The following is a 15252-nucleotide window of genomic DNA, read 5'->3' as shown; positions in this document are numbered from 1 at the left end:
TCAACGTGCGGACGGGCGGGCGGATGGGGATCAGAGGCGGTAGACGCGGGTGGCCGTGCCGGTGAAGACGGACCGGCGCTCGTGCTCGTTCAGGGTCGCCGTCAACTCCTCTGCTGTCCGCAGGACCTGGTCGTAACTCGCTGCGAGTGTGCAGACCGGCCAGTCGGAGCCGAACATCGTCCGGTCGGGGCCGAAGGCCTCCAGGACCGTGTCGGCGTACGGCCGCAGGTCGTCGGGGGTCCACCGCGCGGGGTCCGCCTCGGTGACCATCCCGGAGAGCTTGCACACCGTGTTGGGCAGCGCGGCCAGTTCGCGGACCGCGCCCGCCCAGGGGTCCAGGGCGCCGGTGGCGATCGGCGGCTTTCCCAAGTGGTCCAGCACGAAGGTCAGTCCGGGGTGTTCGGCGGCCGCCCGTGCGCAGGCGGGCAGTTGGCGCGGCAGCACGAGCAGGTCGTGGACGAGCCCCGCGTCCGCGACGGCGGCCAGTCCGCGCCGCACGTCCGGACGCAGCAGCCATCCGGGGTCGCGCTCGCCCTGGACCTGATGGCGTATGCCCCTGAGGTGACGGCCGCCGGGCATCTCCCGCAGCCGGGCGAGTTCGTCGGCGACGTCCGGCCGGGTCAGGTCCGTCCACCCGACCACGCCTGCCACCAGCGGACTCCGCTCGGCGAGTGCGAGGAGCTCCGGGGTCTCCTCGGCCACGGTGACCGTCTGGACGAGGACGGTGCGGTCCACCCCGGCGGCGGCCGCCTCCGGTGCGAGGTCCGCGATGCCGAAGTTCCGCCGCAGCGGGCGGAGTTCGGGTCCGGTGATCCAGTCCTGGTTACGCACCGACAGGTCCCAGACGTGGTGGTGCGCGTCGACGGTCACGGCAGTTCCCGTACGGGGAGGGGGGCGGCGGGCAGCAGGCCCTCCGTGTGCAGTTCGCGCCAGAAGCCCGGGGGCACCGGCGTCGCGAACCGCTCCGCGCAGTCGCGGACTTCGGCCGCCGAACGGGCGCCTGCCAGGACGCTCGCCACGGCCGGGTGCGCGGCCGGGAAGGCCAGGGCGGCGGCGCGCAGGGTGGTGCCGTGCCGCTCGGCGATCGCCTTCAGGCGCAGTGCGCGGTCCAGCAACTCGGGGGACGTCACCGCATAGTTGTACGTCGCTCCCGGGCATGGGTCCGCCAGCAGGCCGGAGTTGAAGGCGCCGCCGATGACGACGGAGGTGCCGTGGTCGAGGGCGGCGGGCAGCAATTCGGCGAGGGCACTGTGGTCCAGGAGGGTGTAGCGGCCCGCGCAGAGCACGACGTCGACATCCGTCTCGCGGACGAACCGGGTGAGCATCTCCGTCTGGTTCATGCCCGCGCCGATCGCGCCGACCACGCCCTGCGAGCGCAGCTTCTCCAGCGCGGGGTAGCCCTCGCGGAAGGCCTGCTCGGCATGGTCGTCGGGGTCGTGCAGGTAGACGACGTCCACGCGGTCGAGGCCCAGCCGTTCGAGGCTTGCGTCCAGACTCCGGCGCACACCGTCGGCGCCGAAGTCCCAGACACGGCGGTGCGTGGCGGGCACCGCGAAGCCGTCGGCCAGGTCGTCGCCGCCCGTCTCCACGGGCTCCAGGAGGCGGCCCACCTTGGTCGAGACGGTGTACTCGGCGCGGGGCCGGTCGCGCAGGGCCGCGCCCAGGCGCCGTTCGGAGAGGCCGAGGCCGTAGTGCGGGGCGGTGTCGAAGTAGCGGATGCCGCTCGTCCAGGCGGCGTCCACCGCCTCGCGCGCCTGCTCGTCGGTGACCTCGGTGAACAGGTTGCCGATGCCTGCCGCGCCGAATGACAGCGCGCTGACGGGGACGCCGCTCCTGCCGAGGGAGTTCACCGGACCGCCGGGCGCAACCGCAGCCCCTGCATCCCGCCGTCCACCGCGAGCGCGGTGCCGGTGGTGGATCCGGACAGCGGGCTCGCCAAGTAGGCGATGGCGCCAGCGACTTCGGGTGCCGACACCAGGCGGCCGGTGGGCTGGCGGGCCTCCAGGGCGGCGCGCTCGGCGGCCGGATCGGGAGCGGCGTCCAGGAGCCGGCCGACCCACGGGGTGTCCACCGTGCCGGGGTTGACGCAGTTGACGCGAATTCCTTCGCGGACGTGGTCGGCGGCCATGGCGAGGGTGAGGGCGTGGACGGCGCCCTTGGACGCCGAGTACAGGGCCCGTTGGGGCAGGCCCGCGGTGGCCGCGACCGAGCAGGTGTTCACGATCGCCGCGTGCGTGGATTCCCGGAGGTGGGGCAGGGCGGCGCGGGTCGTCCGCACGATGCCGAGGACGTTGACGTCCAGGACCCGGTGCCATTCCTCGTCGTCGTTGTCCTCGACGGTGCCGCGGGCGCCGATGCCCGCGTTGTTCACCAGGATGTCGAGGCCGCCCAGGTCCGCGACCGCGGCGGCCACGGCTGCCCGCACAGAGGCGTCGTCGGTGACGTCGGCGCGGTGGCCGGTCAGCGGCTTGTCGACGGACGAGGGATCGAGGTCGAGGACGGCGACCCGGGCGCCGCGGGCGGCCAGGAGGTCGGCGGTGGCCCTGCCGATCCCGGAAGCGCCTCCGGTCACCAGCGCCCTGAGCCCATCGAAGTCCTGAGGATCCGTCATGTTGTCCTTTCCTTGCGGTCGTTGACGTTCCGCTGGGCGAGGTCGGCGGCCCAGAAGGCGCCGCCGGGGTAGGTGAACTCCGCGATCGACTCGGGCCGCATCTCGGCGGAGAAGCCGGGCGTGGTGGGTGCCGTGTAGTGGCCGTCGCGGATCACGACCGGGTCGGTGAAGTGCTCGTGCAGATGGTCGACGTACTCGATGACACGGTCGTCGGTGGTGCCGGACAGGGCGACGAAGTCGAACATCGAGAGGTGCTGGACGAGTTCGCACAGGCCCACGCCCCCGGCGTGCGGGCAGACGGGCACGCCGAACTTGGCCGCGAGGAGCAGGATGGCGAGGTTCTCGTTGACACCTCCGACGCGTGCGGCGTCGATCTGAAGGATGTCGATGGAGCCGGCCTGGAGCAGCTGTTTGAAGACGACGCGGTTCTGCACGTGCTCGCCGGTGGCGACCTTGACGGGGGCCACCGCCCTGCGCACGGCGGCATGGCCGAGGATGTCGTCGGGGCTGGTCGGCTCCTCGATCCAGTACGGCCGGCACTCGGTGAGCGCCCTGGTCCAGGTGATCGCCTCGTCCACGTTCCAGCGCTGGTTGGCGTCGATCGCGATGCGGATGTCCGGGCCCACCGCCGCACGGGCGACGCGGCAACGGCGCAGGTCGTCCGCGAGGTCCGCTCCCACCTTCAGCTTGATCTGCCGGAATCCCCCCGCGACCGCCTCCACGGCGAGACGGGTGAGCTTCTCGTCGCCGTAGCCGAGCCAGCCGGGTGAGGTGGTGTACGCGGGGAAGCCCTGCGCGCGCAGGGTCGCGGCGCGGCCTGCGGCTCCCTCCCGGCCACGGCGCAGCAGTTCCAGCGCCTCTTCGGGCGTCAGCGCGTCCGTGATGTAGCGGAAGTCGACCTGGCCGACGAGCCAGCCGGGATCGGCGTCCGCGAGCAGTTGCCACAGCGGTTTGCGGGCGCGTTTGGCGGCCAGGTCCCACACGGCGTTGACGACGGCGCCGATCGCCATGTGCATCACGCCCTTCTCGGGTCCGAGCCAGCGCAGCTGGCTGTCGCCGACCAGGTCCCGGGAGAGGGAGCCGGGGTCGGCGCACAGCTCGTCGAGAGACCGTCCGACCACGTGCCCCCGTAGCGCGTCGATCGCGGCGACCTGGACATCATTGCCCCGCCCGATGGTGAAGCTGAAGCCGTGCCCCTCGGCTCCGTCGGCGGCGTCGGTGCGCAGGACGACGTACGCCGCCGAGTAGTCGGGATCCGGATTCATCGCGTCCGAGCCGTCGAGTTCGCGCGAGGTGGGGAAGCGGATGTCGTAGGTGTCGACCGCGGCGATACGGGCGGGGCTCGGGGACACGGGAGGCCTTTCGGTCGGTCCTCGTCGGGCACATCGGTGAGGTGGAGCAGTGGCTGCGTTCCCGGCTCGAACCGTAGCGGCTCGAACCGGGAACGACGCCGTCTCCGGGCGTCAGGCGCGCTTCAGCCGGAGGGTCACGAGCTCGAACGGGCGCAGCCGCAGGCTGATCCGGTCGCCCTCCCGGGCCGGGGACGGGACGTCCGTGAGCGGTCGCTCCAGCAGGTCCGTCGCGGTGACGTCCGAGACCCTGAACCCGGCCGTCAGAGTGGCCCTCGTACGGCCGCCTTGGGACTCGTGGAAGCGGACGACGACGTCCCCGCTGCCGTCGTCGGCCAGTTTGACCGCCGTCACGACGACCGCGTCCTGGTCGACGGTGACCAGAGGCGCGACCTCCCGCGCACCCGTCACCCGCCGCTCGGGCAGGTTGATCCGCCAGCCCTCGCGCACCGCGTCGCCGATCGCGGCGCCCGGCACCAGCGCGTGCCGGAAGCGGTGCGACCCCTGATCGGTCTCCGGGTCGGGGAAGCGCGGGGCGCGCAGCAGCGAGACGCGCACGGTGGTGGTCGTACCGGAGTCGCTGCTCCGCACGGTGCGGGTGACGTCGTGGCCGTACGTCGAGTCGTTGACGAGGGCGACGCCCCATCCCGGTTCCTCGATGTGCACGAAGCGGTGGTTGCACGCCTCGAACTTGGCGGACTCCCATGAGGTGTTGGTGTGCGTGGGCCGGTGGAAGTGCCCGAACTGGGTCTCGGACGCGTACCGTTCGGCGTGCACGTCGAGCGGGAAGGCGAGCTTCAGGAATTTCTCGGTCTCGTGCCAGTCCACCTCGGTGTCGATGCCGAGCCGGCGCTCCCCCGGGCTCAGCGACAGCACCTGGGTGACCCGCGACGCCCCGAAGGACCGGACGATCCGGACCGACGCGCCGTCCCCGGCGGGCGCGACCTCGTCCGTGTCGACCAGGTCGGTGACCGTGTTGCGGTAGAACTCGTCGACGTCCCAGGCGTCCCACATGTTCGGGAAGTCGGGGTGGATCTGGAGCAGGTTGGCGGCCCGGCCGGGTGCGATCGTCTCGCGGTCCGCTTCGAGGTCGTACGCCGAGACCACGAGCCCCCGTTCGTCGATCTCCACGCGCAGCAGGCCGTTGTCGAGGACGTGGCCGCCGCCGGTGCGCGGAGCGAGTCGCACCTCGCCGTCGACGCGCGGTGCGGCGGCGCCGCCCGCCGGGACCCCGCCCCTGCTGTGCGGGGCCGAGTTGAAGACCAGCGCCGTCGAGCCGTCGCCGGCCAGTGCGCGCTGGGCGGCGTCGATGACGGCGCCCAGCTCCCCGGCGACCCGCTCGTAGGTGCGGCGGGCCTCCCGGTGCACCCAGGCGATGGACGAGCCGGGCAGGATGTCGTGGAACTGGTGGAGCAGCACCGTCTTCCACAGCCGGTCCAACTCCTCGTACGGGTAGGGGAATCCGCTCCGTACGGCGGCGGTCGCCGCCCAGAGTTCGGCCTCCCGCAGGAGGTGCTCGCTGCGCCGGTTGCCCTGCTTGGTCCTCGCCTGGCTGGTGAGGGTGGCGCGGTGCAGCTCCAGGTACAGCTCGCCGACCCACACGGGGGCGTCGGGGTATTCGGCCTCGGCCTTGCGGAAGAACTCCTGGGGGGTCTCCCAGACCACGGTCGCGGAGCCTTCGAGGTCGCGCAGCCGGGCCGCCTTGGCGATCATCTCGCGTGTGGTGCCGCCGCCCCCGTCGCCCCAGCCGGTGGGGGCGAGGGAGTGCCGGGCGACGCCCTTGTCCTTGAAGTTGTTCGCCGCGTGGGCGATCTCGGCGCCCTTCATGGAGCAGTTGTAGGTGTCGACGGGCGGGAAGTGCGTGAAGATCCGGGTGCCGTCGATGCCCTCCCAGCGGAAGGTGTGGTGCGGGAACTTGTTGGTCTGCGACCACGAGATCTTCTGTGTCAGCAGCCACTTGGAGCCGGCCGCCTTGATGATCTGCGGTAGGCCGGCGGCGAAGCCGAAGGTGTCGGGCAGCCAGGCCTCGTCGTTCTCGATGCCGAACTCGTCGAGGAAGAACCGCTTCCCGTGCACGAACTGACGGGCCATCGCCTCCGAGCCCGGCATGTTGGTGTCCGACTCGACCCACATGCCTCCGGCGGGCACGAACCGCCCGTCGGCGACCGCCTTCTTCACCCGGGCCCACACCTCGGGCCGGTGGTCCTTGACCCACGCCCATTGCTGGGCCTGGGACATGACGAAGAGGAAGTCGGGCTCCTCCTCCAGGAGCGCGGTCATGTTGGAGGTCGTGCGGGCCACTTTGCGGACGGTCTCGCGCAGCGGCCACAGCCAGGCCGAGTCGATGTGCGCGTGCCCGACGGCGCTGATCCGGTGCGCCGACGGCACGGCGGGCGCCGCCAGTACGTCCCGGAGCTGTGAACGCGCCGCCTCCGCCGTGCTGTTGACGTCCTGGAGGTCCACCGCGTCCAGGGCCCGTTCCACCGCGCGCAGGATGTCCCAGCGCCGCGCGGACTCCACCGGAAGCTCGGCCATCAGCTCGCCGAGGACTTCCAGGTCGTTGACGAGCTGCCACACCGTCTCGTCGAAGACGGCGAGATCCATCCGCTCCAGCCGGTACTGCGGCTCGCTGCCCGCCGTCTCCTTGTCGCCCAACCGGGTCGGCAGGAAGGGGTGGTAGTCGAGGATCACCGGGTTGGAGGCGGCCTCGATGTGCAGCCGGACCGGCTCGCCGCCCTCGACCGGGGCGCCGATCCGGACCCACTGGTTGCGCGGGTTGAGGCCCTTCACCGGAGTGCCGTCGGGCCGGTGGACGAGCCCCTCGCACTGGAAGCCGGGCATGTTCTCGTCGAAGCCGAGGTCGAGCAGGGCCTCCACCGTCCGGCCCGCCCACTCCTTCGGGACGGTGCCGGTGACCCGGAACCAGCTGGTGCCCCACGGAGCACCCCAGCGCGCGCCCACTTCGATCGGTTCCGGCGGGGCGGCGAGGCCTTCGGCGACCGGGACGGGCTCGCCCGGCGCGTTCCACACCGCCACGTCCAGCGGTACGGACTCGGGGTACACGGCCGGACGGACGCGTTCGTCCAGGACGCGCTTGAGACGGGCTTCGACCAGAGTGCGGTCGTCATGCATGCGAGTGCTCCGTGGGGTGAGGGGTCAGCGGCGCGGGGTGCGCGGTGCGGGTACGGGTACGGGCTACCAGGTGTGGGTGGTCGTCGCGGGGGTCGAGAGGGTGAACAGCTCCCCCACCGAACGCAGTTCGAACACGGCGGCCGTCTCGCCCTGTTCGGGGGCGAGGCCGCCGACGTAGAAGGCGCTCTGGCAGGTTCCGCCGAGGAAGCGGCGCGTGCCGTCGAGGAGGATCCGGTACAGCTCGTAGTGGCGGGTGGCCCCCGCCGTCGGGTCGTCGGCCGGACCGGGGGCGGCCTGCCAGGCGAGGCGCAGGCTGCCGCCCTCGGCGTCGGTGACGCGCAGGCCGGTGGGCGCGGCGGGGGTCGGCACCGCGTCGCGGACGGCGAGACCGCCGAGCCGCCAGCGCACCGGGACTCCGGCCCCGGTCAGCCGGACACCCAGGGCCCGTACGGTGCCCGACAGCCCGCCGAGCGGCACGGTGGTGGTCTGCCAGCCGTCGCCCGACGTCAGCCCGTCGACCGACGTCAGCGGGAAGTACGTGTACGGGGGCGCCGCGCCGGCCGCGTCCGGGTCGGCCGTGGCGACGGCGAGTTCCAGGGACGCATCGCCCGCGTCGGTGCGGTGGGTCAGCTCGACGACCGTGTCCGGGCCGAGCGGCAGCCGCGTCACGTACAGGTCCAGGGTGGCCGGTTCGTCGAGGTCGCCGGAGACCAGGAGGCTGCTGCCACCGCGCCAGGCGTCCGCGAAGTCGAAGGTGACCGAGGGGCGTCGGCCGGTGGTGCGGACCACCCAGCGGCGCGAGGGCAGCCGGTCCTGCAGACCGAGGTGGTTCCAGGCGGCGTCGGACGTCGCGTTCCCGTCCTCGTACCACTTCAGGCCGTGGCCGGTGTTGAAGACGGTCGCGAAGGGGACGGAGGTGACGGTGGAGCGGTCCGCGACGGAGACGGCGGGCGCGCGCCAGTTCGCCGTCGGGTCGGGTGCGGCGGGGTCGAGGGAGGCGCCGGTCCAGAACGCGTCGTCGGCGCCGTGGAAGTCGCCGGGTGTGCGGCTGGCCGGGAGGTGGTTGCGGGTCCATTCCGGCCGGTAGAAGCCGATGGAGGTGATGTGTGCCGTACCGGTCGGCACGATGGCGTCCCAGTTCACCGAGGCGTTCGTGCCGCTCGCCTCGACGTCGACGCCGGCCCACAACTCGTAGCGTTCGCGGCCGAGTTGCTGAGCGGTCGTCGCGGACGAGGCGAGGCTGCTCCGGGACCAGCGGAAGTCGAGGAACATGGTGTCGGCGGCCTGGAAGAACGCCGTGTTCTGGTTGTTCAGGGCGCCCTGCCAGCTCACCGCGCCGTTCACGGTCATCGCGTCGTACCAGGTGACGCGCTGCCCCTCGGCCGCGCCGAGCGCCCTGAGTTCGCGCACGAAGCCGAGCATGTCGGTGGCGAGCGCGGTGTTCCCGCCGCCGGTCTCGGCGTTGATGAACCATCCGTCGAAGCCGTACGCGGCGGCCACCGCGACGAGTTGGGCGGCGAGCTGGAAGTGCCCGGCGGAGTCCTTCTGCACCAGGTCGCGGGTCCACCGCAGTTGGCCGCCGTAGGCGACCGGCGGCAGGAACACATTGCCGAGGACGGGTACGCCGTGGCGGTGGGCTGCGTCGACGATCGGCGCGTTGGGCGCGAGGATCAGTCCCTCGCCCGACGAGCCTCCCCAGAAGACGAGTTCGTCGACGTACGACCAGTGGGTGAGCGCGTAGTAGTCGGCGGTGGCCGCGCCCTGGGCGGGGTTGCTCGACGTGGGGCCGAAGGAGACCAGGGACTGGACGCGGGCCTGGCCGGAGCGGGCCGTGGTGTTCGCGGGGACCGGGGTGAAGCGCGTGGCGAGCGGAACGGTGGCCGCGTTGAAGGCCAGGTCCGCGTCGCTGTCGGCGCTCCATGCCTTCAGACCGCGCCAGGTGATCCCGGCGCCTGGGGTGCCCGAGGGCAGCGAGTCGGGGTACCAGTAGGAGGCATAGGGCTGGAGGTCGCGGGTGGCGGCCGCGGCCGTGCCCGGCAGGCCGGGGAGGAGTCCGGCGGCGGCACCGGCTCCGGCGAGCAGGACGGTGCGTCTGCTGAGGTTCACTGTGTGCTCCGTATCGTTGGGGGACGGATTACGGTGCTGAGGTCGTGCGGTGAGGCCCTGGGGGACGTCGACGGTGCTGGGGTCAGGATGTGAGTCCCTGGAGGACGGACTTCGGTGCTGGGGTCATGCGGTGGCCTGACCCGGTGTGACGACCTCGGTGATGCCGCGGGCGGCGAGGTGTTCCTTGTCTGCGGCGCGGCTCGCGAGGACGGTGGTGGGGCGGACGCCGTCGGCGGTCAGCCGGGCGAAGGCCTCGAAGACGGGGCCGCCCGGCGCGCAGACGGAACGCCCCGGCGTGGTGTCGACGACCAGCGCGGTGGTACGCGGGGCGGGTGCGTCCGGACGGCCCTCCTTGACGATCCGGGCGATGCTCTCCCCGGCGGGCTTGGTCCGCCGGTCGTTGGTCAACAGGCCGAGGCTGTACTCGAGTTCGGGGAAGTCGGCGAGGTCGCGGCTGACGTCGTGCGAGCACCACCAGGTCACGCCCCACAGGCCGGGGCAGTCCAGGGCGTTCGCGACGGTCGCCTCGGTGAAGGCGGCCGCGTGGTCGGCGGGGATCAGCGGGGCCGGCGCGCCGACCTCCTGGAGCCAGACCGGCCGGTGCGGGTCGTCGGCCCAGGCCTTGGACAGCTCGATGAGGTAGGCGGCGTGGTGCTCGGTGGCGACGCCGGTACGGCCGTGGCGCTGTGCCGTCCCGTTGAACACCCACGAGTGCACGGCGGTCATCGCGCCGAGCCGGGCGGAGTGCTCAGGCGTGAACGGCTGGTCGTCCTGGTACCAGGCGGCGTCGTAGGAGGCGTGCAGATGCGCCTTGCCCGGGGCGCCCTCCTCGCAGGCGGCCAGCAGGCGCGCGAGCCACGCCTCGGCCTGGGCGGCCGTGATGCGGTCGGGGTCGGGATGCGGTCCGGCCGCGAACTGGTTGGCCTCGTTGCCGATCGTCATGCCGATGAAGTTCGGCCGGTCGGCGAGGGCCGCGGCCAGGGTCCGCAGGTATCGCGCCTCCCCCTCGACCACGTCAGGATCGGTGAAGATGTTCCGCCGGTGCCAGGTCTGTGTCCAGGCCGGCAGGAAGTCGAAGCTCGACAGATGTCCTTGCAGACCGTCCACGTCGACGTCGAGTCCCCGCTCGCCGGCCGCGTCGGCGAGCGCGACGAGCTGCTCGACGGCCCGCGGACGGATCAGCGTCCGGTTGGGCTGGAAGTAGGGCCACAGCGGGAAGACCCGGATGTGGTCCAGGCCGAGCGCGGCGACGGAGTCGAGATCGGCGCGTACGGAGTCCAGGTCGAAGTCGAGCCAGTGGTGGAACCACCCCGCACTCGGGGTGTAGTTGACGCCGAAGCGCACGGCAGGAGGCATACGGGATCCTTGCGAATCGGAAGTACGGGAATACGGCAGTACGGGGATGCGGCAGTACGGGGATACGGCAGTACGGGGATACGGAGGGACAGGGTGTCGGCGGCGCATCGCCCGCCCTCGTCAGCCCTTCACGGCTCCCTCGCCCACCCCGCGGAAGAAGTACCGCTGGAGACAGGCGAAGAGGACGATCAGCGGCGCCACGGCGATGATCGTGCCCGCGGCGACGAGGCGTTCGTCGTTGGCGAAGGTGCCGTGCAGATAGTTGAGTCCGATGGTCAGGGTGAACTTCGAGGGATCGCTGAGCACGATGAGCGGCCACAGGAAGTCGTCCCACGCGCCCATGAAGGCGAAGATCGCGACGACGGCGAGGGTGCCCCTCACCGAGGGCAGCGCGATCCGCAGGAATCGCTGCCAGACGTTGGCACCGTCGACGTACGCCGCCTCCTCGATCTCGTAGGGGAGGTTGAGAAAGGCGTTACGCATCAGCAGCACGTTCATGGCCCCGATGCAGCCGGGCAGGGCGACCCCGATGAGCGTGTTGTTCAGGCCGAGTTCCCGCATGGTGGTGAACTGGGCGATGATGATGCCTTCGACGGGCACCAGCATGGCGAGGATGAAGACCAGGATGGCCACGCGCCGGCCCCGGTAGCGCAGCCGGGCCAGGGCGTAGCCCGCGAGCGCCGAGCCCACGCAGTTGGTGACGACGCCTGCGCCCGCGACCTTGAGCGAGTTGAGGGCGTAGTCCCACACGGGGATGGTGTCGGCGACCCGCCGGTAGTTGTGCAGGGTCGGACGGCCGGGGAGGAACTTCGGCGGCGAACTGAAGACGTCCTCGGTGGGCCCCTTGAGAGAGGTGGACAGCTGCCACAGGAAGGGGCCGACGGTGAGGGCGAGGACGCCGAGCAACAACAGGTAGCGCAGGGCGAGTTCCCAGGCGCGGATACGGCGTCCGTGTTCGTCGGTGACACCGCGGCGGCGCGGCCGGTCTTCCGTCTCCGGTCGCCGCTCGACGGGACGTACCTTCTCCAGCACGCTCACACGTCCTCCTTCCGGTCCGCGCGCAGCACGAGCAGCATCAACGCGACGGTGACGACGAAGACGACCACCGAGAGGGCGGACGCGTAGCCGACCCGGCCCGTCAGTCCGGTGCCGGTGCGCTGGACGAGCATGACGAGAGTGGTGTCCTCGCCTGCCGGACCGCCGTCCGGGCCCGCCATCAGGTACACCTCGGAGAACACCTTGAAGGCGGCGACCGAGGAGAGCGCGGCGACCAGCACCATGGTGGAGCGGACGGCGGGCACGGTGACCGTGAAGAAGCGGCGCACCGCGCCCGCGCCGTCCACCGAGGCGGCCTCGTGCAGTTCGCGGGGCACATTGGCGAGCGCGGCGAGGTAAATGATCATGTAGTAGCCGAGGCCCTTCCAGACCGTGACGGCCATGGCGCTGAGCAGGAGCAGCCACTGATCGCTGAGGAAGCCGACCTTGCCGATCCCGATCGTTTCCAGCAGCGAGTTCACCAGGCCGCGTTCGTCGAGGAGCCACACCCAGATGAGCCCGACCACGACGATCGACGCGACGACCGGGGTGTAGAAGGCCGACCGGAAGAAGGTGATGCCGGGGATGTTCTTCTGGACGAGGAGGGCGAGCAGCAGCGGCAGCAGGACGAGCGCGGGGACGACGCCGAGGACGTACAGCGTGCTGTTGCGCAGTCCGGTCCAGAACATGTCGTCGTGCAGGAGCTCCCGGAAGTTGGCCGGGCCGACGAATCTGCCGGGGATCAGGGTGCGGCGGTCGGTGAAGGAGTTGATCACCGTCGACACGAACGGATACAGGATGAAGACGGCCACGACCAGGAGTCCCGGAGCGGCGAACAGCCAGGGACTGCTGACCAGTTGGCGTCGCACCCGGGTGTCGGGCCGTCGCCCCCGGGCATCTGCCCGCCGCCCCGGGCCGAGGGGCCGCCACCCCCGGGAAAGGGGCCGGGGCTCCCGCACGGTGCTGGAGGAACTCGCCATGTCCGCTCAGCCCTGCTGCTGAAGCAGCGTGTCGCAGGCCTTGACAGCGTCGTCAAGAGCCGTCTTGGGGCTCTCCTTGCCCTGGAGCGCCTTGGCGACCTCGTTGCGCAGTGCGGTCTTCATCTGCTCGCTGAACAGGACCGGTGTGTAATTGACCGCGTTCTTCAGCGACTTGGCGGCGGCGATCCGTACACGTGTCTCGTCGGTGCCGTCCTCCCGGGTGAAGTACGGGTCGTCGAGGGAGCCCGCGGTGCTCGGGAAGATCGCGACCTTCTTGGCGAAGGACATCTGGTTCTGCGCGTCGGTGACGTAGTGCGCGAAGGCGACCGCGGCCGGTGTGTGCTTGGTGCGCGAGTTGACCATCACGCCCATGACGTACATGTTCACCTTGCCGGTGCTGGTGATCTGGTCCGTGATGCCGATGTTCCTGTAGAGGTTCGGCGCCTGCTTCTTGAAGTTGCCGAGGTCCAGGGCGCTGCCCGGATTCATGGCGACGGCGCCGGTCAGGAACTTCTTGCCGGACGACTCCGCGGTGGCGGTCAGCGCCTGCGCGTCGAGTGCTTTGGCGTCGTACAACTCCTTGTACTTGGCGAGGAGTTCGACCCCCTTGGCGTCGTTGAAGGAGAACGCGGTGCCCGCCTTGTTCATCAGCTCGACGCCGTAGCGGCCGAAGTCCTCGACGGTGGGCACGTTGGCGAGGGTGGCTACCTTGCCGTCGCTCTTCTTCGCCAACTGGAGTGCGTCCGCGAAGAGTTCGTCGTACGTCGTCGGCGGCCGCGACCCGTCGAGGCCGGCCTCCTTGAAGAGCGACTTGTTGTAGAACAGCGGGCCGGTGTTGAGGTACCAGGGGAAGGCGTACGTGCCGGCCGTGCCCGGGATCTCATGGCTGGCCCAGGCGCCGTCCAGGTACTCCTTCTTGTACTGGGCGGCCGACTTGTCGAGGTCGAGGGCGAGGCCCGCCTTGGCGAGCGGGGCGACGAGGTCGGGCGAGACGTTGACGACGTCGGGCAGGGTGCCGCCCGCCGCGTCCGCGCTGATCTTGTCGGCGTAGCCCTCGGCGGGCTGGTCGATCCACTTCACGTGGGTTCCCGGGTACTTCTTCTCGAAGTCGGCGATCACGCCCTCGAAGTAGGCCTTGAAGTTGGCCCTCAGGTTCCAGGTCTGGAAGGTGATGTCGCCCTCGACCTTGCCGGAGGCGTCCGTCGATCCGCCGCCACCGTCGCCGGAGCCGCAGGCACTGAGCGGCAGGACGAGGGCGACGGCGGCGGCGAGAAGTGCTCTGCGGGGCATGGGCACGGTGACACGGCTCCCTTGCTGCGTCGGCAGATGGTGGCGCCAGCGACCATGCCCGGCGGGCTTCGGAGAAGTCAATGCATTCGGACCCACTAAAGGAATCCGCCTAACATTAGTGCAGGTCAGAGCATTATCAACTCCTACTTGCACACGATCACTAATGCGCTTTAGGCTTCCGTCACTCAAGCGCATTAGTGAACGTCTTGGAGAAATGGGGAGCCATCATGCCGGCCAAGCGGTCCCCGGCGCGCCGTCCGACGATGAAGGACATCGCGCGGCGCGCCGGGGTCTCCGAGAGCGCGGTCTCCTTCGCGCTCAACGACCGGCCCGGAGTCTCCGAGGTGACCCGCGACCGGGTGCGCCGGGTCGCCGACCAGCTCGGCTGGCGGCCCAGCACCGCGGCGCGCCAGCTGTCCGGCGAGGGCGCGGCGACCGTCGGTCTGGTGGTGGCACGCCCCGCCGACACCCTGGGCGTGGACTCGTTCTTCCTGCAGCTGATCTCGGGGATCCAGGAGGTGCTGGCGGAGCGTCATCTCGGCCTGCTGTTCCAGGTGGTCGAGGACGTCGACGCCGAGTGCGCCGTGTACCGGCGCTGGTGGGCCGAGCACCGCGTGGACGGCGTGCTGGTCGTCGACCCCCGCGTCGCCGATCCACGTCCCGGTCTCCTCGACGAACTGGGTCTGCCCGCCGTGGTCATCGGCGGGACGCCGGACGCCCGGCATCCGGGACTGTCCACGGTCTGGGCGGACGACGCCGGCGCGATGGCCGCGGTCGTCGACGAGCTGTATGCCCTCGGCCACCGCCGGATCGTGCACATCGCCGGACTGCCGGGCCTCGCCCACACCGAGCGCCGTATCCGGACGCTGCGGGCGGAGGCGGAGCGGCGGGGCCTGGCCGAGGTCCGCTCGGTGACCACGGACTACTCGGACGCCGAGGGCGCCGCAGTCACCCGCCGGGTGCTGGAGGGCGACCGCCCGCCGAGCGCCCTGGTCTACGACACCGACGTGATGGCCCTCGCCGGCGTCGCCGCCGCGACCGAATTGGGGTTCACCGTCCCGGGCGACGTGAGTGTCGTCGCCTGGGAGGACTCCCCGCTGTGCCGCATGGTCAGGCCCTGGCTGTCCGCGCTCTCCCGCGACACGGTCCAGTTCGGCCGCACGGCGGCCCAGGAACTGACCGCGCTCCTGGACGGTGGCCCGGCTCGGACGGTGCGGGTGCCGGTGCCGCGGCTGATCGAGCGGGAGAGCACCGGCCCCGGCGGGGGGTGACGAGGGCTGCGACCGACCGCCCGACCCAATCTCCAAGGCGGACGGCTCTCGACGCGACGCCCCACTGCGGGCAGAGTGCTCCCCGTAACTACTCACCAGTACGCCACGAGTGAGGAGCGCCC

11 protein-coding genes are annotated in these 15252 nt (G+C 71.2%); 1 reads left to right on the top strand and 10 read right to left on the bottom strand.

What is annotated here, in order from left to right; all coding sequences use genetic code 11:
* Positions 1 to 30 precede the first annotated feature (30 nt).
* From ACZ4N5_RS25020 to ACZ4N5_RS24975, 10 genes are all read right to left on the bottom strand, one after another.
* A complete protein-coding gene (locus ACZ4N5_RS25020; RefSeq protein ID WP_467759288.1) occupies positions 31 to 870 on the bottom strand; it encodes an amidohydrolase family protein in 840 nt (279 codons plus the stop codon).
* Entirely contained in the window at positions 867 to 1850 is a 984-nt protein-coding gene (locus ACZ4N5_RS25015; RefSeq protein WP_467759287.1) for an aldo/keto reductase, read from the bottom strand. The genes ACZ4N5_RS25020 and ACZ4N5_RS25015 overlap by 4 nt, the downstream gene beginning before the upstream one ends.
* Complete coding sequence (locus tag ACZ4N5_RS25010; RefSeq protein WP_467759286.1) at positions 1847 to 2611, bottom strand: SDR family NAD(P)-dependent oxidoreductase; 765 nt, start codon at positions 2609 to 2611, stop codon at positions 1847 to 1849. Before ACZ4N5_RS25010 ends, ACZ4N5_RS25015 begins: the two co-directional genes overlap by 4 nt.
* Positions 2608 to 3963, bottom strand: coding sequence for an L-fuconate dehydratase (locus ACZ4N5_RS25005; protein WP_467759285.1), 1356 nt, complete (start codon positions 3961 to 3963; stop codon positions 2608 to 2610). The genes ACZ4N5_RS25010 and ACZ4N5_RS25005 overlap by 4 nt, the downstream gene beginning before the upstream one ends.
* A gap of 111 nt (positions 3964 to 4074) precedes the next feature.
* Positions 4075 to 7092, bottom strand: coding sequence for an alpha-mannosidase (locus ACZ4N5_RS25000; RefSeq protein WP_467759284.1), 3018 nt, complete (start codon positions 7090 to 7092; stop codon positions 4075 to 4077).
* 63 nt (positions 7093 to 7155) lie between these two features.
* Positions 7156 to 9198, bottom strand: a complete 2043-nt coding sequence (locus ACZ4N5_RS24995; protein ID WP_467759283.1) for an endo-beta-N-acetylglucosaminidase — start codon at positions 9196 to 9198, stop codon at positions 7156 to 7158.
* 123 nt (positions 9199 to 9321) lie between these two features.
* A complete protein-coding gene (locus ACZ4N5_RS24990; RefSeq protein WP_467759282.1) occupies positions 9322 to 10554 on the bottom strand; it encodes a glycoside hydrolase 5 family protein in 1233 nt (410 codons plus the stop codon).
* A 120-nt stretch (positions 10555 to 10674) separates the two neighbouring features.
* Entirely contained in the window at positions 10675 to 11592 is a 918-nt protein-coding gene (locus tag ACZ4N5_RS24985; protein ID WP_467759281.1) for a carbohydrate ABC transporter permease, read from the bottom strand.
* Positions 11589 to 12569: a carbohydrate ABC transporter permease gene (locus tag ACZ4N5_RS24980; RefSeq protein WP_467759280.1), complete on the bottom strand. Its 981-nt coding sequence runs from the start codon at positions 12567 to 12569 to the stop codon at positions 11589 to 11591. Before ACZ4N5_RS24980 ends, ACZ4N5_RS24985 begins: the two co-directional genes overlap by 4 nt.
* A 6-nt stretch (positions 12570 to 12575) precedes the next feature.
* The gene (locus ACZ4N5_RS24975; protein ID WP_467759279.1) at positions 12576 to 13865 is read right to left on the bottom strand and encodes an ABC transporter substrate-binding protein; all 1290 of its coding nucleotides are present in this window, start codon (positions 13863 to 13865) and stop codon (positions 12576 to 12578) included.
* 221 nt (positions 13866 to 14086) lie between these two features.
* Between ACZ4N5_RS24975 and ACZ4N5_RS24970 the strand changes: the two genes are divergently transcribed.
* Positions 14087 to 15130: a LacI family DNA-binding transcriptional regulator gene (locus tag ACZ4N5_RS24970; RefSeq protein WP_467759278.1), complete on the top strand. Its 1044-nt coding sequence runs from the start codon at positions 14087 to 14089 to the stop codon at positions 15128 to 15130.
* The last annotated feature ends 122 nt before the right edge of the window (positions 15131 to 15252 follow it).

Source organism: Streptomyces sp. NPDC026500 (assembly GCF_055567635.1).
Note: the sequence above shows the minus strand (reverse complement) of the source record. Positions and strands in the feature narration are given on the sequence as shown.